The following is a 20,721-nucleotide window of genomic DNA, read 5'->3' as shown; positions in this document are numbered from 1 at the left end:
GTTAACAGGCGCTTACTCTCAGCACGTCTGAATAGGTACCCGAAGTTGACTAATCTTGATACTCGCCCTTCTGGACAACTGCCTCCCACCCCTTACAGCTATCACCCTTCTCTCCAACCGGAGCGCTCCCTCTCCGCCCTGCAAGGCACTGCCACCAATGGCGTCGACTCAGCAGGCACACCACTCCATCCGAATCCGAATGAAAGCCCAGGTACCGGGAGCTTTAAACAACAACTGGCAGACCAGCAAAACTTCAGGACCCTGGCACGCGAACTCATTGAGCTGGCCAGGTGCCTGGATGAAACTGTGCCCCCACATGCGATCCTGACTGCGCTCAAGGCCACGCCGATGAGTGTCGCCCCCGGCTCGACCTCCTCGGATGAGGCGGGTAGCAGCACCACGCTGGAAAACTACATTGCCACCAACGGCCTACCCCTACCTGACAGCCGTTCTTCCTTGACCGAATTGGCCAATGCCTTGATCGACAGAGCCCTGGAACATCCTCTGGGCAATTTTGGTGGTGCCTTGAGCTGGCCCCTGCCCTTAAGCACAGATGAACAACAGCGCCTGCGCCTGAATGCCATGTACCACAAGCACCACCTCGGGGATAAGCGCTCGGTCGTGCAATCCAAAGGGGGGTTGCTAGAGTTTTTGCGCTATGAGGCGCCACTTCTTGAAGGCGTACTGAATGATCCCATCAAAGTGCTGGAGGCCCTGGTCGGTTCGGCCCAAGGGCAATTGATGGGAGCAGCCCTGCAGCAACGCATGAACGGGGCTCGCACTGAAGACAGTGCGAACGATTACCTCATGGCGGCCATGATTCTGCAGTTGGACCCGCAATACTTCACCGAAACTCACCCCAATAAAGTGGCTGGTTTTGATGTATCCAGCGACGCACATTGGGGCAAACCCTTATCGACCATTGTGGACGACTTGAGCACTTACCTGAGCGATATCGACAAAACGTCGCCCGAGATGGCCAAAACGGCTGCACACCTCCTGCTGTCAATGAAGGCCCCCGAACTCCTGATAAAGGATGTTCCAGGCACGGTGGTATACGGCAGCGCAGCTTGGGTCAGGCTGGCGGTCGCTGCAGCATCGATAGAAGTCCAGACACCTGGAAAAGTACAAAACATGACCTTTGCCCAGGTCATGGCCGAGGCTGATAGTGCCGGCCTCGCCGATCTAAGCGCCACTCAAAACGCTCAGATTGCAGCCCTGCGGGTATGGGGTTTGGCCAACGGCATTCTTTCTCCGGCGCAGGCCGGGCGGTGCAACACAGCCGATATCGAGGTGGCCAGAACCGCGTTCAATCAACAGACCCTTGATCAGGTAGAGGCCTCCAGTCTGATCCAGGCCGAAATGCCCAGCCGTAAGGATATCGCCCTCGCTCGTCTTAAAGAGCGGTTTGGCGAAGACGTGCCGTTTGAAGAAAAACTGCTGAAGGTCCATGACACCAAGCAACCCTTCGCGCAGCCGGTCTACGACCCTAATCGAGCCCCTGCCGGCCTGTTCTCGCTGCTGGACATCGCCATGAGCGGGTTACACAACTACGACTGGATAAGCCAAGATAAACGCATCAACACTGCGTTGCAGGGCAAGTCGCTCAAATTCGATGTAAAGGCCGAATTTGACAACCAACTGGCTCAAGCCATCGACGACAAGAAAAAGGGCATTGGCGTAGCGATCAAACATATGATTGCCCAGCTTCCACTGGCAGACAGGCAGAACCTCGAGTACGGGCAGCTTGAATTCTATCAACTCGACACCTACCGGCTTGGCACGGGTTTCACCGGCCGGACTCTCGAGACAAAGAATGAAAAACTGTACGTTAAAGCCTCGGGCGCGAATGGCGACGCCGTGTATGAGCTGGACCTGAAGCGGCAATCCATCACCCAGGTCGATGACAACGACCTGACCCGCGAGCGCCAACGTAATGGCAGTCTGGTCTATCCCATTCAAAAATTCACACCGCCTGCTCATGCCGACTTCAGCCAGAACACACAAGCCGAAGTGCCACTGCCTACCCCCTCCAGCTTCACAAGCGCTCGAACCAAGGCCATCGCAGATGCCTTCGTTGAACACCTTGATATTGATAACCGGAACGTGATCAAGCAGGCCAAGGGCGCCTCCACCTTCGATAAGCAGATGGACGCCGAATGGGGCGTGACCCATTTTTTCCTGGACTTCATTCCCCTCAGATCGGCGATTCGCAACTTACGCAACGGTGACTACCTGGATGGCGCGATAGACCTGGTGATGGACATCTTCAGCTTCGTCACGGCCGGCTTAGGGGCTGCTGCGAAAGCCGCCAAAATCGCCACCAAGGCTGTCAGCCTGTCGAACAAGGCTTTGCAGCTGTCGAAAATTGTCGGGACCACGGTGATCAGTGAGCTCAACCCGCTCAGCGGGGTAGGCGATCTATTAGTGGGAGGCACTCGCCTCGTCAGTAAAGGCATTACGAAGGCCAAGATCGCAGCAGGGTTGACCAGCCCCACCTACGGCACTGTCACTTGGAGTTCTTTCAAGGTCGGGGACCGTACTCTGGAGACCAGCACCGTTCTGGTGAATGGTAAAACTTATGCGTACGACCCGGTCAAGAGGAGGCCTTATGGCTCCCCCCTGGCACAACCCGACGTACTGGACACCTTGAGCCCCAAGTCTCCAGACACGCACTCCCCCAGACAGTCGAACAAGCGCCATCGATACAACCCCATGAATACCGACGCTCGTCCAATTCGCCTCGCAGAACCCTTACCCAAGGGCGCCTACGTAGAAAGCCTGAAAGGCACATTCGAACCTGACCATTTCAAACCTCACACCAAGATGGCAACCAAGGAAAAGTTCAACAAGGAAATGAGAGAAAGCTATGAGGCCCTTGACGAAACAGGATTGCCGCCGCGTCCTGTTATCCCATCAGTGCCCGAACCCATCACGGTGCAAGAAACGTTCGTAAAGTCTTTCAAGGCCTCAAATGGCGTAGTCTTGGGAGAGTCACATAAAGAGATGGCCAGTTTTAAGGTGCTGTTTAAAAACATAGACACATTAAAGAAGCAAGGCGTCAAGAAAGTGTATTTCGAAGGGTTTATCGAATTTCCGTGTCCGAAAAGTTTTTTGGATGACGGTATTGGCTTTCTCGGAGATGGCAAAACGAAACGCACTGACCCGACGTTTAAAGAACTGTGCGAGAAACTACAGGCCAATGACATACAAGTCATTCCCCTGGATCACTTCTACCTCACACGGCACAAAGATCTTCCCCGCCACCTGCGGCCGCAGCTGACAACGCCCATAGGCACGAAAACCCGCCTCGAAGAATTCAACTACTTTGCCTCAGAGACCATCCTGGCGAATTCCGGGACTGAGAAGTGGGTCGCGCTGGTGGGGAATTCGCATATGAATACTTCCGAGAACGTACCAGGCCTCGCTGAATTGACAGGCGCTATCGGCATCGCTGTGTCTAACAAAGCAGGTATCCAAGGAGCGTACGGGACGAAAGTAGTGGGTCGCCCCCAGAACAAAACAAAACCAGTAGGTTTCGACGGCGGTGTTCCGGGCGATCTGCAAATTTACGTACAACCGTAGACTTGCTCACCGCCCTTCCGCACACGACGGCTCGAGGAGGGTCTCTGGCCGTCGTTTGATGAGTCAGCCGGCATGCACCCAACGCCGGTGTAACCAGCGCGCAAACGCATCCAGGGCAAAGCCCAACAGCCCGATCAGCAGCACCATCGCCATCAGCTCCGAATAGGCCAGGCGATCACGGGTGTCGAGAATGTAATAACCCAGCCCGGCGCTGACCCCGAGCATCTCGCACGGCACCAACACGATCCACACGATACCAATCGCCAGGCGCACGCCCGTCAGCACATGCCCGACAACGCCAGGCATAATCACCCGGCGCAAGGTTTCCCAGCGGGTCGCACTCAAGCTGCTGCTCAACTGCAACCAGCGCGGGTCCAATTGGCGCACGCCTGCGGCGGTGTTGAGCATGATCGGCCACACGGCGGCAAAGGCCAGCAGGAAATAGATCGGCTGGTCCCCTACCCCCATCAGCATCACCACGATGGGCATCCACGACAACGGCGAGATCATGCGCAGGAACTGGAAGGCCGGCGTGGTCGCCGCCTCCAGCTTGCGCGAACTGCCGACCAGCAAGCCCAGCGGGACACCGACCAGCAAGGCCAGGAACAGCCCGACAACAATGCGCTTGAGGCTCACTGCAATGTGCAGGTACAGCTCACCGCGCCCGAGCAATTCCCACAGGCTACTGAAGGTGGCGGCCAGGGAGAAACGCACGGACAACCCATCAGATGCGCCAAACACCTTCACCCCCAGCCACCACAGCAGCAGCAACCCCGCCAGGCCACTCAACCCAAGCAACCAGCCCGGGATTTCACGGTTTTTCAAACGCCGATCTCCTCGCGTCGCGCATAGCCGTCCGGCAAACCAAAGGTCCGCATGCCGCCCACCGCCTCGATGGCGTTGCGCACAAAGCGGTCATCCACTAGGTCCTTAGCGACGAACGCCGGGTCAAGGTCGACGAGGAATTTCTTGTCGCCCTCGATCAGGGTGTCCTTCAGGCGGCGCACCAATTCCTCGGTGTAGCTCGGGAAGGGATAGGGCTGGAAGTCGATACGGTGCTCATCCCAGTTCCCATGCTGGATCGCACCGTCGGCCAGGTAGGCAGCACGGTCAGCGGCGGCAGGCGCCAGCACCTTGCTCAACACCGGCTCGGCATGCGGGGTGTAGCGGTTCGGGCCGTCCTTGGACAACAGCTTCACCGCCTCTTCACGGTTGTCGCGGGTCCAGACCTGTGCCTTGACGATGGCGTTCACCACCTTCTGCGACCACTCCGGGCGGTTGGCCAAATCGTGCTCGTGCATAAACACCACGCAGCACGCATGGTTGCGCCACACGTCGCCGGTAAAGCGCTGTACCCGGCCAACCTTGAGGTTTTCTGCCAGGGCATTGAACGGCTCGGCGACGATGTAGCCGTCGATGCGCTTGCTGGCCAAGGCCAGTGGCATGTCCGACGGTGGCAACACGATCAGGTTGACCTCATTGGCCGCCATCGCGCTGCCCGCTGTTCGCGCGACCGGGGTCAGGCCGTTGTCGCGGAACAGTTGCTGCACCACCACGTTATGGATCGAATACCAGAACGGAATGGCCACCGATTTGCCGCCCAGTTGCTTCACATCAGTAATGCCCGGCGACACGGTCAAGCCCGAGCCGCCCACATGGTTCCAGGCCACCACTTTGGCCGGTACCTTGCTGCCATACCGCGCCCACACGGTCATCGGTGACAACAGGTGAATCACGTTGACCTGGCCCGAGATAAACGCCTCGATTACCTGCGCCCAACTGCGCAGCAGCACCGGGCGCTCGGCCTTGATGCCTTCGGCTTCGAACAGGCCATTGTTATGCGCAACCAGCAGAGGCGTGGCGTCGGTGATCGGCAGGTAGCCGATGCGTACCGGTGCATCCGGCTCGCTGGCGGCGCGGGCTTGCAGGCTGTTCAACAGCGGCAAGGCGCCGGCGGCACTCAGCACCGCCGAGAGTTTGAGAAAGTCGCGGCGCGAGTGGGTCAGGTCATCCAGGCACATGGGCAGGCTCCAGCAGGTCAAGGGGGTTGGGTTGAGGGCGGCTCGCCTGCCGTAGGGTTTTAAGAATGTCGATGCGCAACGCGCCGATGGCTTCGACCTGTTCCTCCCGTGGTTGCGGCAGGTCGATCAGCCACTCGCCCAACGTCCGCGCCGGGCGGTTACCCAGTAGCAGGATGCGGTCGGACAACAACAGCGCTTCATCAATGTCATGGGTGATCAGTACCGCTGCCGAACCTTGCTCGCGATTGACCTTGAGCAGCAGGTGCTGCATGTCGGCGCGGGTCACTTCGTCCAGGGCGCCGAAGGGTTCATCCAGCAACAGCACTTGGGGTTGGCGCGCCAGGCAACGGGCCAGCGCCGTACGCTGGGCCATGCCCCCGGAAAGCTGCGCCGGGAACTGCTGGCGCGCATGTTCCAGGCCAACGGCGGCGATGGCGTGATCAACGCGGCGGCGACGTTCGTCGTGGCTCAATTGCGGCTGCCGAGCGAAGTCGAGGCCGAAGGCGACGTTCTTTTCCAGGCTCAGCCAGGGCAACAGGCTGGGGTCCTGGAAGGCCACGGCCACGCGCGGATGGGGGCCGTCCAACGGTTCGCCCAACGCCCGCACACTGCCGCCCTGCGGGGCCTGCAGACCGGCAAGCACCCGCAACAGACTGGACTTGCCAACACCGCTGGGGCCCAGGATCGACACCACTTCACCGGGCTGCAAGTGCAGGTCAAAGCCCTGCAGCACCGGCCCGCTGGCATACCCCAGGCAAATCCCCTGGGCGCTCAGTACGGCACTGGTCATAGGTTGGCCTGGCGCTGCAACTCGGTGCGCAATTGCACCAGGCTTGGGGTCACGATCGGCACAAACGCCGACTCGCGCCAACGTCGCGCAAACCCACTGCCGTGGGCCGTGAGGTAGGCCTTGCCGCCGCTGGCTTGCAGTTCCAGTTGCACAGCGCTGGCGGCTGTCTCGGCCAGGGCGATGCGCAGCTTGAACAACGGCACCGGCTCGGCCGCAAACCGCCCGGCCAGCAGGCCGCTCTTGAGGTCGGTGACCAGGTGCTCCAGGGTCACGCGCAAGGTTTCCAGTTCTTCGCGCAACACCGTACGGGTCGCGCCCAGATGGTTGGCCACTTCCGCCAACGAGCGGCGGGCCAAGCCAATGGCCAGGCCACACTGCAAGCCCAGGAACGCCGGGCGCACCGCCGGCAGAAACTTGCGCGCATCCTCATGCAGCAGCCAATCGCGGCTCAACGCCACGCCTTCCAAGCCGAGGGCGGCAGTATTGCTCGACTGCAAGCCGAGCAGTTCCAAGTCACTGGAGCGCTGCAGCCCGGCCACTGAATCGGGGATGGCCAGGATAAACGGCGCGCCGCCCGCAGCGTGCTCAATGGCAGCGGCGGCGACGAAGCCGCTCTTGCGCAGGTTGGTCACCCAATGCAGGCGGCCGTTGAGGGTCCAGCCGTCGTCGGTGGGTTCGGCGCTGATCTGCAGGGTCTCGATGCCCGACAAGAACTTCATGGCATTGGACAGGCCCGTCGCACCCGCCAACCGGCCACTGAGCAAGTCCGGCAGCAGCCGCTCGCGCAGTTTCGCATTGGGGCTTTGCAGCAGGTATTCGATGAACGATCGCTGGCCCCAGCATACGAATGCCGCCGCCAGGGAATGGCTGGCGACATTGGCAATGGCTTCCACCGCGCCTGCCACATCACCGCCCAGGCCACCCAGTTGAGTCGGCACGCCGATGCGCAATACGTTGGCCTCTGCCAGCCGTGGCAGCACTTCCTGTGGGTCGCAACTGCCCACATCCAAGGCTTGCGCCTGGATGTCGAGCCAACGGCTCAAGATGGGGTCAAGCATTCAAGTCTCTCCTTGTGCAGCAGGTGGGCCAGGTTCAGCGTGCCGGTTTTTCCCAGCGGTACTGCGCCAGTTCCGGGTTCAACGGGGTACGGGCAAACACGTTGGCGAAGTTGCACAGGGTTGCCAGGCTGACGCCCAAAATGACTTCCAGGGCCTGGCCGTCGGAGTAACCGGCAGCGCGGAAGGCATCGAAGCCTGCATCGCTGACATCGCCACGGGTGGCGATCACTTCGCGGGTGAAGGCGGCGAGTGTTTCATAGCGGGCATTGGGCAGTTCGCCGCGTTGGCGCAGGGCGTCGATGACCTCTTCCGGCAACTTGGCTTTGTTGCGCGCCACGGCGGTGTGGCCGGCCACACAGAAATCGCAGCCATGGGTGGTGGCGGCAATCAGCTGCACCACCTCGCGATCGGCCAGGCTCAGCTCGGCCTTGGCGTTGAGGCCGGACACGGTGATGTAGGTTTCCAGCGCCGCCGGGGCGTTGGCCAATACCGCCAGCAAATTGGGGATGAAGCCCGAGCCTTTCAGCGCATTTTCCAGGAAGGGCTTGGCCGCTTCCGGCGCGGTTTCAGGGGTGAGCAACGGTACACGGGACATGGAGTGGACTCCTGATGGGTTCGTGTACCCAGTCTGTTGGTTATAAAAAATCGCCTCAATAGTCTAAAGTAGCGATTACTTGCTCTTGAGTCTTTCCATTAGATGAATTCGTCCAGTGCACTTGTCGATTGGTTATTAGACAGCCTCGAACTCGACACCAGCCTGTTCCATGTCGGCCGTTACTGCGGCGATTGGCATGCGAGCACCCATGGCCTGGCGAGCGCGAGTTTTCACTTGGTGGTGCAAGGCCAGTGCTGGCTGCACATCGAGGGCGACAGCACGCCCCATCAACTGGAAAACGGCGATGCGGTGTTCCTGTTGCGGGACCTGGCCTATCGCCTGTCCGGCGAACCGACTGCGGCGGGCGCCCAGGAATGCCCCCGCGTGCCGATGGTGCCCCTGGACCGCGCCGCCGACGATGGCGTTGGCCTGGTGTGTGGGTTCTTTCATTTCCAGTCCGGCTTGTCCGCGATGATCGTCGACACCCTGCCCGCCTGGATCATTCTGCGCGCAGGCGACCCCTCACTGACCGCCGCGCGCAACCTGTTCGAACTGATCCTGCAAGAGTGCGAGCGGGTGCCCGCGCCCTCTTCTGCCTTGCTCGAACGGCTTTGCCATCTGCTGTTTCTGTACGTGCTGCGCCAACAGGTGCTGGATAACACCGAACTCGGCGGCCTGGCTGCGCTGGGCCGGCAGCCAGCGTTTGCCCACCTGCTGGAGCAATTGATCGCTCACCCGGCCGATGCCTGGACCCTGGAGAGCATGGCCGCGTGCACCGGGCTGTCGCGCTCGGCGTTTTTCAAGCGCTTCAATGAACTGTGCGGGCAGTCGCCGGGGCAGGTGCTGTTGATGATGCGCATGCGCCACGCCTGCCAGCTGTTCAAGCAGGATCAGACGGTGGCGGATGTGTCATTGGCGGTGGGTTATCAGTCGGTGGCGGCGTTTACACGGGCGTTTCACAAAGTGACCGGGCAGCAGCCTGGGGCGTATCGCAGGTCGCAGATACAGAATTGAGTCGCTAAGCAGGAAGATTCACTGACTGCGGTTGTAGGAAGATGGAACGTTTTGCGCGCGGACACCACCCATGAGGCTCTCACTCGACAGACTTTGGATGCAATCCCGTGATTACCCATCGCCCCGACTTCATCAGTGCAGCGACCAAACAACATCTCCCCACCCTTCCCATGCGCCCCGACGCTCAAGACTCGATCTACACTCCGCCCCGGCTCTCCGACCCCGGCGAGGGCCTCGTTCGATCCAAATCCGAAACACTGGTCGATAACGGCTACATGACTATCAAACGAGAGGCTAAATGGGACCTGTCCGGAGGCTGGCCCCGACTCAAGAGTGTCAGCTTGATTATCGACACCGGGAATAAAGCCGACACCCTGTACGTCGGCAAGGGCCCAGACGGTCACCTGAACCTGCAAATCAATGGAAAGGCTTATGCATTCGACAGCATCGACCCACAGGGCCAGCCCATCAATTTGCAAATCAACACCCGTGGCGGAAATGACAGGGTCACCATCAGCCCTGATGTGAATAACCCAGCCACGATTGATGGTGGTGACGGGGACGATACCCTGACCGCTGGCGGTGGCAAAACCCGTCTACTGGGTGGTGCGGGCAACGACACCCTTCGCCTCGGCAGCAACACGGGCTACGCGGAAGGTAATGACGGCGACGACACCCTCATCGGAGGCTCCGGCAATGCAGTCATGTATGGCAACAATGGCAATGATCAGCTGTATGCCGGCGCCGGCCCCGTGAGCAAGCAAAGCTACTTGGATGGCGGAAGTGGCGACGACCGCCTTTATGCTGGCAACGGACATACAATCCTCCATGGCGGTAAGGGCAACGACCAATTGGTAGGGTGTGACCGAACGACTTTTTATACCGGCAAAGGTAAAAACCAGATCATCAACAATAGGCGTGGCGATCGGATATACGCAAAAGCGGGTGATGCCTACGACGCCTCCCAAGGCTCCGCATTTACCAAGGTGAAGACCAGCAACGCCGGTGACGAAGGCTTTAGCGTCGTTGGTCGCCCTAAGTTCAAGCAGCGTGTCGCCGATGATTTCGAGTTCTTGCGCAGTTCGCCTACCGGGCAAAAGATGCTTGAGGACATGGACAGGGAAGCTGCAAACGCTGGAGGAAAAGTCACGGTCCGAGAAGAACGCGAAAACGGCAACAGCTACCTTTTTGGCAGCTCGGAACTGGATAAGCTGCGACACGACAGAGACAGCAAGGTCGAGCGTGATGACCCAAGACGCGGCAGAGTTTATGACGGCCAGCCCGGAGCCCGCGCCGATAAGGGGGTATTGAATTACGATCCGATGGATCTGGGTGACCCTAGAAAAGACACGCTTGAGCCTCCCATCGTCGGTTTAATCCACGAAATGGGGCATGCCTACAATGGCGCGACAGGAACCAACCTACCAGGCCGGACCCTGGAGCACTCACCGTCGGAACCAGCGTTTTCAAGTCAGATTCCCAACACCGAGTTTCAAGTGGTCGGTTTGCCGAGCAGCGCGCAACCCTATGACTTCGATAACGATCCTGCTACCCCGCCCACCGCCACCAACCCCGAGCACTTTACGGAAAATGGCATGCTCCGGGAACTGGGGCTGCCTGAGCGCAAGAGTTACCTTTCTTAAACACCTTGCTAATGCGCGCCAGACTCACGTCTGGCGTTGCAATGGGCTGTCTGGATGGGTGCAAACCTCCACCAGCCAATCGATAAACACCCGCACCCGCTGGGACAGTTGGCGATGGGGTGGGTACAACGCAGTGAGCGCCATGGCGGGAGGTGCAAGACGTGGCAGCACTTCCACCAACGTGCCTTGGGCCAGTTGCCGCGTGGCGTGATAGTACGGCGCCTGAATCAAGCCATAGCCGGCTTCACACGCGGCGAAATAACCGTCGGAGCTGCTGACCGCGATTACCTTCTCCAGGTTTATCTCGCGCAATTCACTACCCACCTGGAACTCCAGGCCAAAGCGTTTGCCGCTGGTACGGGAGACATACTCGACCATCCGATGGCCAGCCAGGTCGTCCAGCGTTTCGGGCACGCCGAAGCGTTCGAGGTAATCACGGCTGGCCAGGGTCACCTGGTTCATCATCGCCAATGGCCGGGCTACCAGCGACTCATCGAGTGCCTGACCGCCGCGCAGCACACAGTCCACACCCTCGCGAATCAGGTCTACCGTGCGATCATTCAGGCTGATCTCTAAATCAATCTGGGGGTAACGCGCCGTGAATGTCGGCAAGGCCGGAATCACGATCAAGCGCCCGATGCCCGAGGGCATATCAATGCTCAAGGTGCCACGCGGGTTCTGGCGTTGCGTAGAAAACACCGCCTCGGTTTCCTCAAGGTCCGACAGTAATTGCACACAGCGCTGGTAGTACGCTGCGCCATCCAGTGTCGGGCTGACTTGCCGCGTGGTGCGCTGCAACAGTTGCACGCCCAGGTGCGCTTCCAATTGCTTGATCAACACCGTCACCGAGGCGCGCGGCAGTTGCAGGCTGTCAGCGGCTTTGGCAAAGCCACGCAACTCGACGATCCGTGTGAACACGCGCATCGCGTTGAAACGGTCCAAGGGCGATTTCCTCAGTTGGATTATTTAGAAAATACGAACAGTAATACTGCTTTTAGCTGGTTTATCTCGATTGTGTCGAGCGTGACAATGAAGGCCTTCCCACTCCAGGAGCTGAACCCATGCACACTCGTCAACTCGGCACACACGGTCCACGCGTCTCAGCCATCGGCCTCGGCTGCATGGGCATGAGCGATTTCTATACGCCCGGCAGCGACACCCGCGAGGCCATCGCCACCTTGCACCGCGCGCTGGAGCTGGGCGTCAACTTCCTCGACACCGCCGATATTTATGGCCCGCACACCAACGAACAACTGATCGGCCAAGCCATCGCCGGCAAACGTGACCAGGTGTTCCTGGCGAGCAAGTTCGGTATCGTGCGCGACCCGGTCAACCCTGCCTTGCGTGGCGTAAACGGTCGCCCTGAATACATCCGCAACGCCATCGACGGCACCCTGCGCCGCCTGGGGGTAGAGACCCTGGACCTTTACTACCAGCACCGTATCGACCCGCAGGTCGCTATCGAAGAAACCGTTGGCGCCATGGCCGAGTTGGTGCACCAGGGTAAAGTGCGTTACCTGGGCCTCAGCGAAGCCTCCGCCGCCACTCTGGAGCGTGCCCATCGGGTGCACCCGATCAGCGCCCTGCAAAGCGAGTACTCCCTGTGGAGCCGCGACCAGGAACACAACGGCTGCCTCGCCACCTGCCAGCGCCTGGGCATCTCCTTTGTGCCCTACAGCCCGCTGGGCCGTGGCTTCCTGACCGGCGCGCTGAAAAGCCCAGACGATTTCGGAGCCGACGACTACCGGCGCTTCAGCCCGCGCTTCCAGGGCGAAAACTTCGACAAGAACCTGGCGTTGGTGAAGCAGGTGCAAGCGCTGGCAGCCGACAAAGGCGTGAGTGCCGGGCAACTGGCGCTGGCCTGGGTGCTGGCGCAAGGCGACTTCATCATTCCGATCCCGGGTACCAAGCAGCGCAAATACCTGGAAGAAAACGTGGCGGCGCTATCGATCCACCTCAGCCCGGCTGAGTTGGCGGCACTGGAGGCGATCTTCCCGGCCGAGGCCACCGCCGGCCTGCGCTACCCCGAGGCGGTGATGGCCATGCTGGATATCTGAGTCAACAGAGCGCCCTCACCCGGCGCTCTTTTTTCTTGTACGAACGTACCTAAAGCTCCGCTTGCTCAAGCCGATAGCCCTACGAAGCTCTAAAAAAGCCGCGTCGATAATAAACGCTTCGTAAGGACGACCCCATGCCTCCACTGCGCTCCATCCAAGCCCGCTATACCCTGTTCCTGGTGCTGTTCGTCCTGGTGTTATTTGTGTTGACGGTGGTGGGTATCGGCCAGTTGGTCGCCCCCACGCTGCGCCACACCGAAGAACAGGTGGTGCTCAACCGCATCGCCGAAGTGGCCGAACAGATCCAGGGCGAACTGAACAAGGTTCAGTCCCAGCAACGCACCATCACCCAGACCATCCCCTTGCTCGACAGCGATGCCATCGACAAAGTCCTGCCGGGCCTGGTCGATCAATATGGCGAACTGAAAGTCTTCGGTGGCGGGATTTGGCCGCTGCCCAACCAGCGCACACCGGGGCGCAACAAGCACAGCACGTTCTGGCACCGTGACGCGTCGGGCAAGCTGGCGGTTAATACCTTCTGGAACAGCGACCCTGCACCCAACTATTACGACCAGAGCTGGTACAAGGGCGGCCTCGCCTCACCGCGCGGTCAATGCGCCTGGGCCGCCGCCTACAAGGACGACGCCAGCCAGGAGCCACGCACTAACTGCGCCATGGCCATCCAGCGCGACGGCGTGCCCTATGGTGTCGCCACCATCGACGTGACCCTGGGCTTCTTTAATGACCTGGTGGCCAGCAAAGAAAAAGACATCGGCGGGCAAATGCTGATCGTCGAAGGTGACGGCAAAATCATCAGCAACAGCTCGCGCATCAGCGGCCCGGTGGTGTTGAAGAACATCAGCGAACTCACTGGCAGCTCGGCGTTCGCCGGCCAGGTCAGCAAAGCCCTGGCCCACCGCGACCAGGCGCTGCAACGCAGTGAGTTCGACAACCTGGGTGTGGCCAGCACCTTCTACATGCGCCCCATCGAAGGCACGCCGTGGTTCCTCGCCACTGCCCTGCCCACCTCGCTGATCACCGCCCAGCGCGATGACGTGCTCGGCACCCTGGCCTTGCTGCAAATCCCGATGGTGTTGCTGCTGGTGCTGCTCGCGGTGTATGCGATCCGCCAACTGGTGCAGCGCATGAAGTCGCTGAAAACCAATATCGACGCGCTGTCGGCCGGCGATGCCGACCTGACTCGACGCATCACCATCCGCGCCGAAGACGAACTAGGCGCTATTGGTCACTCGGTCAACCGTTTTATCGTCTACCTGCAGAACATGATCGGCGAAGTCACCCAAGCCACCGGTGCCATGTCGTCGAGCCTTGAGCAACTGCAACGCACCTCGGCGCACACCAACCAGATCCTGGTACGGCATGCTTCGGAGACCGATCAGACGGTTACCGCCATCACCGAAATGAGCTCCACCGCCGACACCGTGGCGCAAAACGCCGCTGAAACCGCCGCGTTCACCCAGCGCGCCAATGAGCACGCCGACCGTTCCCGCGTGGTCGTGGGCGAAGCGTCCAATAGCGTCAGTGCCTTGATCGGCGAAGTGTCGAGCGCCACCCACAGCGTGGAAAACATGCGCCAGGACGCGGCGCGCATCACCGAAACCCTCGGCGTGATCGGCGCGATTGCCGGCCAGACCAACCTGCTGGCCCTCAACGCCGCGATCGAAGCCGCGCGTGCCGGCGAGCAAGGCCGTGGGTTTGCGGTGGTTGCCGATGAAGTCCGCGCGCTTGCGGCACGCACCCAGGCCAGCACCTCGCAGATCAACGAGATGCTGACACGCCTGACCGCCGGGGTCAGCTCTTCGGTCGCGGCCATGGAAAACACCCAGGCCAGTTGCCAGTCGGCGGCGGATGCCACGGCGCGGGTGAACACCGGGCTGGATGAGATGGCCGGCTCCGTCAGCCATATCAACAACCTCAGTACCCAGATCGCCACGGCCGCCGAGCAACAGAGCGCGGTGACCGAGGAGATCAACCGCAGCATGGTGCAGATCCGACAAATGGTCGAAGAGCTGGTACAGAGCGGCCACGCCACTGAAACCAATACCCAAAGCCTGCTGGATGCGAATGGCCGGGTAATTGCCTTGATGGGTCGATTCAAGGTGCGTTGATAAACGGCTGAAACACTCCCGTGCAATGTGCGGGAGTGGGACTATTCTGACAGTTCGAAGTGCTTAGAACTGCCACACAGGAGGTGTGCCATGCGCGCAGCCGAGCAATCGGTCCGCTTGGAGCGGATCAGTCAGGAACGCTTTATCCAAGCCCCTATCGACGCCGTTTACGACTACGTGACCCAGCCGGATCGCTGGCACGAATGGCACCCCACCTCCCTCAGCGCCGACACCGGCACCACTGGCTCACTCCCGGCAGGCGCACGTTTTACCGAGTTCATCGACCTGCTCGGTGTGCGTGTCCCCATGAGTTACCGCGTACAAATCGCCCGACGCCCCGGCGAGTTCAAGACCGTGTTCACCTCCCTGGCCGTCGACGGCTCGATTCACTACTTCCTGTTGCCCCATCAGGGCGGCACGCTGTTCAAGCGCGTGTTGACCTATGAAACCGAGCTGCAACTGGCCACCTTGCATGAACGCATGATCGAACTGTCGGCGATTGCCCTCGGCCAGCTCAAGCACCGCCTGGAAAACCCGCCCTTCGTATAATCTTGAAACATTACCGCGCCACCCGCTGACCTGTGGGAGCTGGCTTGCCTGCGATGACGTCGTCATGATCGCCGCCATCCCAACGGCCCCCTCCCGCACGCGAGATCCTATGAAAACCACATTGCGCCTGGTCCTGCTGTCAGCCCTGTTCACCACCTCCCTGGCGCAAGCCGCCGAGTTGATCCCTATCGACGTGCACCGTGATGCCAACTGCGGCTGCTGCAAAAAGTGGATCAGCCACCTGCAAAGCAACGGTTTCAAGGTCAATGACCACGTGGAAGCCGACATGAGCGCCGTCAAGCAACGCCTGGGCGTGGCGCCACGCCTGGGCTCGTGCCACACCGCCGTGATCGATGGCAAATTCGTCGAAGGCCATGTGCCCGCCGAACAGGTGCTGGCCTTGCGCAAACGTGACGACCTGCTGGGCGTCGCCGCACCGGGCATGCCCATGGGCTCGCCAGGCATGGAAGTCGAGGGTCGCAGTGAGGCCTATCAAGTCATCGGCCTGACCCGCGAAGGCAAGGATGTCGTGGTGGCCGAATACCCGGCGCAATGATCGCAGGCTACCTGGGGCTGTTCTTCGCGGCGTTTGGCGCCGCGACCTTGTTGCCGCTGCAATCGGAAGCGGTGCTGATCGGCCTGCTGCTCAGCGGGCATTACAGCCTGTGGCTGCTGCTGGGCGTTGCGACACTCGGCAACGTGCTGGGTTCGGTGGTGAACTGGTGGCTGGGGCGCTGGGTTGAACACTTCAAGGATCGACGCTGGTTTCCAGTCAACGATCGGCAGTTGGAAAAAGCTCGTAACCATTACCAGCGCTGGGGGCATTGGACGTTGTTGCTCAGCTGGGTGCCGATCATCGGCGACCCGCTGACGCTGGTGGCCGGAGTGATGCGCGAGCCGCTGTGGCGGTTCCTGCTGCTGGTGACCCTGGCCAAAAGCCTGCGCTATGGCGTGCTGGCGGCCGTGACCTTGCAGTGGGTGTTAATCCGCACTTAATCCCCTCGCAACAGCATCCGAGCGACCCTTCTCGGAGCCCTCGCCAATGCCTCTAATCCGCGCTTTTTGTATCGCCGGCCTGCTCACGGCCACTGCCTCGCCGGTGTTTGCAGCGACCTACGGTCCCGAACTGCAAGGCTTTGAATACCCCTACCCGCTCAAGCATTTCGCGTTTCAATCCCAAGGCAAATCCCTGCAAATGGGCTACATGGACGTACCGGCAAAAGGCACGCCCAACGGCCGCAGCGTGGTGCTGATGCACGGCAAGAACTTCTGCGGTGCAACCTGGGAAGGCGCGATCAAGGCCCTCAGCGACGCCGGTTACCGGGTGATCGCGCCGGACCAGATCGGCTTCTGCACCTCCAGCAAACCCGACCACTATCAATACAGCTTCCAGCAATTGGCGAACAACACCCACCAACTGCTGGAAAGGCTCGGCATTCAAAAGGCCACCCTGCTCGGCCATTCCACCGGCGGCATGCTCGCTACTCGCTACGCCCTGATGTACCCGGAGCAAACCGAACAACTGGCGATGGTCAACCCCATCGGCCTGGAAGACTGGAAAGCCTTGGGCGTGCCCGCGCTGACCGTCGACCAGTGGTATGAGCGCGAGTTGAAAGTCAGCGCCGAGGGCATTCGCAAGTACCAACTCACTACCTATTACGTCGGGCGCTGGAAGCCCGAATACGAGCGTTGGGTAGACATGTACGCCGGCCTGAGCAACGGCCCGGGGCATACGCGAGTCGCATGGAACTCAGCGTTGATTTACGACATGATCTTCACCCAGCCGGTGTACTACGAATTCAAGCACCTCCAAATGCCTACGCTGCTGCTGATCGGCACCGCCGATAACACCGCCATCGGCAAGGATGTCGCGCCGCCGGCGGTCAAGGCCAAGCTCGGCGACTATGCCGTGCTGGGCAAGCAGGTGGCCCGGTTGATCCCTCATGCGACGCTAGTGGAATTCCCGGGCCTGGGGCATGCGCCGCAGATGGAAGAGCCGGAACAGTTTCATAAAGCGCTGTTGCAGGGGTTGAACGCCCTTTAATCCAACCTTTTTCGAGGCACTCGTGAATGTCGGTACAGATTGCAGTCATTGATGATTGGCAGAATGTGGCCAGAGGCGTGGTGGATTGGTCAGTCCTTGAGGCGGTGGGCCAGGTGCACTTCCTGCACGACTACCCGGCGGATACCGTCACGATGATCAAGCGTTTGCAGGGGTTCGAGGTGATTTGCGTGATGCGCGAACGCTCCACCTTCGACAAGGCCCTTCTGCAAGGGCTGCCCAAGCTCAAGCTGCTGGTGACGGGCGGCATGCGCAACGCCGCGATTGATATTCCCGCCGCCAAAGCCCTGGGCATTCAGGTGTGCGGCACCGACAGCTATAAACACGCCGCGCCGGAACTGACCTGGGCGTTGATCATGGCCTCCACCCGCAACCTGGTGGAGGAAGCCAATTCCTTGCGTGCCGGTCACTGGCAGGTGGGCCTCGGCGGTGATCTGCATGGCAAGACCCTGGGAATTCTTGGTCTGGGCAGCATTGGCCAGAAAGTCGCGCAATTCGCCCAAGCGTTTGGCATGCAGGTGATTGCCTGGAGTGAAAACCTCACGCCGGAACGCGCGGCCGAGTCCGGCGTAACCTGGGTCAGCAAGCAAGCACTGTTCGAACAGGCAGACATCCTCACCGTGCACCTGGTGCTTAGCGACCGCAGCCGTGGGTTGGTGGATGCCCAGGCGTTGGGCTGGATGAAACCGAGCGCTCGCTTGGTCAACACCGCACGTGGCCCCATCGTGGATGAGCAGGCGCTGGTGCAGGCGCTGGAAAGCGGTCGCTTGGCTGGGGCGGCACTCGACGTGTATGCCGAAGAGCCGCTGCCTGCGGATCATCCGTTTCGCCGCCTGCCGAATGTACTGGCCACCCCGCATGTCGGCTATGTAAGCGAAGAGAACTACCGGCAGTTCTATTCGCAAATGATTGAAGACATTCAGGCCTGGGCTAACGGCGCGCCCATTCGGGTGCTCGGCTGACGCACCAATAAAGGGCAAGACCACTTCCGGGCGCACGGACACGCCAGACTGACCCAGCTTGTTGTCCGTGGTGAGCGCGCTTGCTGTGGTGAGCGGGCTTGCTGTGGTGAGCGGGATTGCTGTGGTGAGCGGGCTTGCTGTGGTGAGCGGGCTTGCCCCGCAATGGGCTGCGAAGCAGCCCCAAACCAGACAACCGAGATTTACTTGGTGCACTGCCATAGCCCATTTGGGAGCGCTTCGCACTCCAGCGCGGGGCAAGCCCGCTCACCACAGCAAGCCCGCTCACCACAGAGCGCCCGTTCACTACAACAATCCGGCTCTCCCCGTAAATCTCCGACCATCGCCGCCGCCTAATAACCAGACCTATTTTTGTTAAAAGTATTTTGTCCTACAAAAAAACCCTGAAAACCCTACAGGCTCTAGGATCTGTCCTAGACTCAGGACCGATGGGTCCGTTCCAAAACAAAAACCCCGCAAAAAATCGAAACTTTCGAACTCTGCCGTAGGTCCAGTTTTAAGGTAAGGCGAGCGCACGTGGTTCACACCTCGATGCCCGTCCATCCAATCTTTTTAGGCTTACCGTGCAACTGGCATACGCCTTGCCAGTTTGTACAGTGCTTGTGCGCCTGGCCGCAGGATGCGGTCATCGGAGCTAATGGCAGCGGGCCATTAGCCGACCAACATGTGGGAGAGAACTATGATCAGTGCCGCTGTAGATATTCAGGGAGAGCGTGTCAGTCAACCGGTAGGGGGGCCTCTGTTGGCCGACCTGCCCACCACTGTGCGGCCGATCGTGAGTCAGAATCCTAATCGCAAGAAAGTCCTGTTCGTGACCTCGGAATTTGCCGACCTGGTGAAAACCGGCGGCCTGGGCGATGTGTCCGCGGCCCTGCCCCGCGCCATGGCCCACCTGCACGACGTACGGGTGCTGATCCCGGGTTACCCGCAGGTGATGGAGAGCGACAACCCGATCCATATCATCGGTGAACTGGGTGGCCACGCCGCGCTGCCGCCGTGCAAGATCGGGCGCATGGACCTCAAGGACGGCCTGGTCATCTATGTGCTGATCTGCCCCGAGCTCTATGAGCGCGAAGGCACTCCGTACGGTGCCAACAACGGTCGCGACTGGCCGGACAACCATATCCGCTTCGCCCGCCTGGGCCTGGCCGCCGCCGACATGGCCGCCAACCTCGCACAGATCCACTGGTGCCCGGACCTGGTGCACGCCCACGACTGGCCCGCTGGCCTGGCCCCGGCCTATATGCACTGGCGCGGGTCACGCACCCCAACCTTGTTCACCATCCACAACCTGGCGTATCAAGGCGTGGTCAGCCTGGCGTCGACGCCGGAGCTGGGCATTCCACCCCACGCCCTGCAACAGGAAGGCATGGAGTTCTACGGCAAGATGTCGTTCCTCAAGGCGGGCATGGCGTACTCCAGCCATATCACCACGGTGAGCGCCACTTACGCCCAGGAAATCACCACCCCCGAATTCGGCTGCGGCCTGGACGGCTTTTTGGCCAGCAAGACCCAGCAAGGCTTGCTCAGCGGCATTCCCAACGGCATTGAAGACAGTTGGGAAACCTCGACCGACCCGCACCTGACGCACAACTTCAATATTGGCGACTGGGAAGGCAAGGCCGTGAACGCCGCGCAGGTGCGCAACCTGTTCGGCCTGCACGACTCGACGGGCCCGCTGTTCGCGGTGGTCTCGCGCCTGGTGTTCCAGAAAGGCCTGGACCTCACCGAAGCCGTGGCCAGCTTTATCGTCGAGCAAGGCGGCCAGATCGCGATCATCGGTCGCGGCGAGCCGGAAGAAGAAAACGCCATGCGTGAATTGGCGCTGCGCTTTCCGGGCCAGATTGGTGTGCGCATCGGCTTCAACGAGACCGACGCACGTCGCATGTTCGCCGGCAGCGACTTCCTGCTGATGCCGTCGCGCTACGAGCCCTGCGGCCTGAGCCAGATGTACGCCCAGCGCTTCGGCTCGCTGCCTGTGGCACGCAACACCGGCGGCCTGGCTGACACTATCGAAAACGGTGTAACGGGTTTTCTGTTCAATGAATCCACGGTCGACAGTTACAAAGAAGCCTTGAGCCGCGCGTTCAAGGTGTTTGCCTTCCCTGGCTTGCTCAACGCCATGCGCTGCCGGGCAATGACACAGCCTTTCAACTGGAGCCAGGCGGTGGAACCCTACGCCGAACTGTATGAGCAACTGGTGGCTAAAGCACTGGGGAAATCCGCTAAATAATCAAA

Annotated in this window: 17 protein-coding genes and 1 pseudogene; 12 read left to right on the top strand and 6 right to left on the bottom strand. The window is 60.5% G+C overall.

What is annotated here, in order from left to right; translation table 11 throughout:
* Positions 1 to 45: 45 nt before the first annotated feature.
* Entirely contained in the window at positions 46 to 3,585 is a 3,540-nt protein-coding gene (locus KHP07_RS07715; RefSeq protein WP_214496937.1) for a membrane-targeted effector domain-containing toxin, read from the top strand.
* Between the two features lie 63 nt (positions 3,586 to 3,648).
* Here KHP07_RS07715 and KHP07_RS07710 read toward each other — a convergent pair whose 3' ends face one another.
* From KHP07_RS07710 to KHP07_RS07690, 5 genes are read right to left on the bottom strand one after another with little or no spacing between them, the layout of a single operon-like run.
* Positions 3,649 to 4,395, bottom strand: coding sequence for an ABC transporter permease (locus KHP07_RS07710; protein WP_178076788.1), 747 nt, complete (start codon positions 4,393 to 4,395; stop codon positions 3,649 to 3,651).
* A gap of 11 nt (positions 4,396 to 4,406) precedes the next feature.
* Complete coding sequence (locus tag KHP07_RS07705; RefSeq protein ID WP_214496936.1) at positions 4,407 to 5,606, bottom strand: ABC transporter substrate-binding protein; 1,200 nt, start codon at positions 5,604 to 5,606, stop codon at positions 4,407 to 4,409.
* Entirely contained in the window at positions 5,593 to 6,396 is an 804-nt protein-coding gene (locus KHP07_RS07700) for an ABC transporter ATP-binding protein (protein WP_078048609.1), read from the bottom strand. Before KHP07_RS07700 ends, KHP07_RS07705 begins: the two co-directional genes overlap by 14 nt.
* Positions 6,393 to 7,454, bottom strand: a complete 1,062-nt coding sequence (locus KHP07_RS07695; RefSeq protein ID WP_214496935.1) for an acyl-CoA dehydrogenase family protein — start codon at positions 7,452 to 7,454, stop codon at positions 6,393 to 6,395. Before KHP07_RS07695 ends, KHP07_RS07700 begins: the two co-directional genes overlap by 4 nt.
* 34 nt (positions 7,455 to 7,488) lie before the next feature.
* Complete coding sequence (locus KHP07_RS07690; protein ID WP_078048611.1) at positions 7,489 to 8,049, bottom strand: carboxymuconolactone decarboxylase family protein; 561 nt, start codon at positions 8,047 to 8,049, stop codon at positions 7,489 to 7,491.
* Positions 8,050 to 8,151: 102 nt separating this feature from the next.
* On the opposite strand from KHP07_RS07690, the gene KHP07_RS07685 reads away from it, so the two are divergent.
* A complete protein-coding gene (locus KHP07_RS07685; protein ID WP_214496934.1) occupies positions 8,152 to 9,063 on the top strand; it encodes an AraC family transcriptional regulator in 912 nt (303 codons plus the stop codon).
* Positions 9,064 to 9,170: 107 nt separating this feature from the next.
* Positions 9,171 to 10,706 (top strand): M91 family zinc metallopeptidase, encoded by a 1,536-nt coding sequence (locus tag KHP07_RS07680; RefSeq protein ID WP_352152395.1) that lies wholly within the window; start codon positions 9,171 to 9,173, stop codon positions 10,704 to 10,706.
* 24 nt (positions 10,707 to 10,730) lie between these two features.
* Here the strand turns inward: KHP07_RS07680 and KHP07_RS07675 are convergent, their stop codons facing one another.
* Positions 10,731 to 11,648, bottom strand: coding sequence for a LysR family transcriptional regulator (locus KHP07_RS07675; RefSeq protein WP_078048613.1), 918 nt, complete (start codon positions 11,646 to 11,648; stop codon positions 10,731 to 10,733).
* Between the two features lie 119 nt (positions 11,649 to 11,767).
* Between KHP07_RS07675 and KHP07_RS07670 the strand changes: the two genes are divergently transcribed.
* From KHP07_RS07670 to glgA, 9 genes and pseudogenes are all read left to right on the top strand, one after another.
* Positions 11,768 to 12,763 carry an aldo/keto reductase gene (locus KHP07_RS07670; protein WP_214496933.1) on the top strand — a complete coding sequence of 332 codons (996 nt, stop codon included), beginning with the start codon at positions 11,768 to 11,770 and terminating at the stop codon, positions 12,761 to 12,763.
* 134 nt (positions 12,764 to 12,897) lie between these two features.
* Positions 12,898 to 14,031: pseudogene (locus KHP07_RS29850) on the top strand (cache domain-containing protein); the annotation flags it as partial.
* 15 nt (positions 14,032 to 14,046) lie between these two features.
* Positions 14,047 to 14,892 carry a methyl-accepting chemotaxis protein gene (locus KHP07_RS29845; RefSeq protein ID WP_370737448.1) on the top strand — a complete coding sequence of 282 codons (846 nt, stop codon included), beginning with the start codon at positions 14,047 to 14,049 and terminating at the stop codon, positions 14,890 to 14,892.
* 90 nt (positions 14,893 to 14,982) lie between these two features.
* Positions 14,983 to 15,441, top strand: a complete 459-nt coding sequence (locus KHP07_RS07660; protein ID WP_078048616.1) for an SRPBCC family protein — start codon at positions 14,983 to 14,985, stop codon at positions 15,439 to 15,441.
* A gap of 109 nt (positions 15,442 to 15,550) precedes the next feature.
* Positions 15,551 to 15,997: a DUF411 domain-containing protein gene (locus KHP07_RS07655; RefSeq protein WP_214496932.1), complete on the top strand. Its 447-nt coding sequence runs from the start codon at positions 15,551 to 15,553 to the stop codon at positions 15,995 to 15,997.
* Complete coding sequence (locus tag KHP07_RS07650; RefSeq protein ID WP_214496931.1) at positions 15,994 to 16,437, top strand: YqaA family protein; 444 nt, start codon at positions 15,994 to 15,996, stop codon at positions 16,435 to 16,437. The genes KHP07_RS07655 and KHP07_RS07650 overlap by 4 nt, the downstream gene beginning before the upstream one ends.
* A gap of 46 nt (positions 16,438 to 16,483) precedes the next feature.
* Positions 16,484 to 17,485 carry an alpha/beta fold hydrolase gene (locus tag KHP07_RS07645; protein ID WP_214496930.1) on the top strand — a complete coding sequence of 334 codons (1,002 nt, stop codon included), beginning with the start codon at positions 16,484 to 16,486 and terminating at the stop codon, positions 17,483 to 17,485.
* A gap of 26 nt (positions 17,486 to 17,511) precedes the next feature.
* Complete coding sequence (locus tag KHP07_RS07640; RefSeq protein WP_214496929.1) at positions 17,512 to 18,465, top strand: D-2-hydroxyacid dehydrogenase family protein; 954 nt, start codon at positions 17,512 to 17,514, stop codon at positions 18,463 to 18,465.
* 697 nt (positions 18,466 to 19,162) lie between these two features.
* Entirely contained in the window at positions 19,163 to 20,716 is a 1,554-nt protein-coding gene (gene glgA / locus KHP07_RS07635; protein ID WP_078048621.1) for a glycogen synthase GlgA, read from the top strand.
* The last annotated feature ends 5 nt before the right edge of the window (positions 20,717 to 20,721 follow it).

This window comes from Pseudomonas sp. VS40, from assembly GCF_018587885.1.
Lineage (GTDB): Bacteria > Pseudomonadota > Gammaproteobacteria > Pseudomonadales > Pseudomonadaceae > Aquipseudomonas > Aquipseudomonas pergaminensis.
The sequence above is the reverse complement of the archived record's forward strand: the minus strand, read 5'-3'. Positions and strand labels throughout refer to the sequence as shown.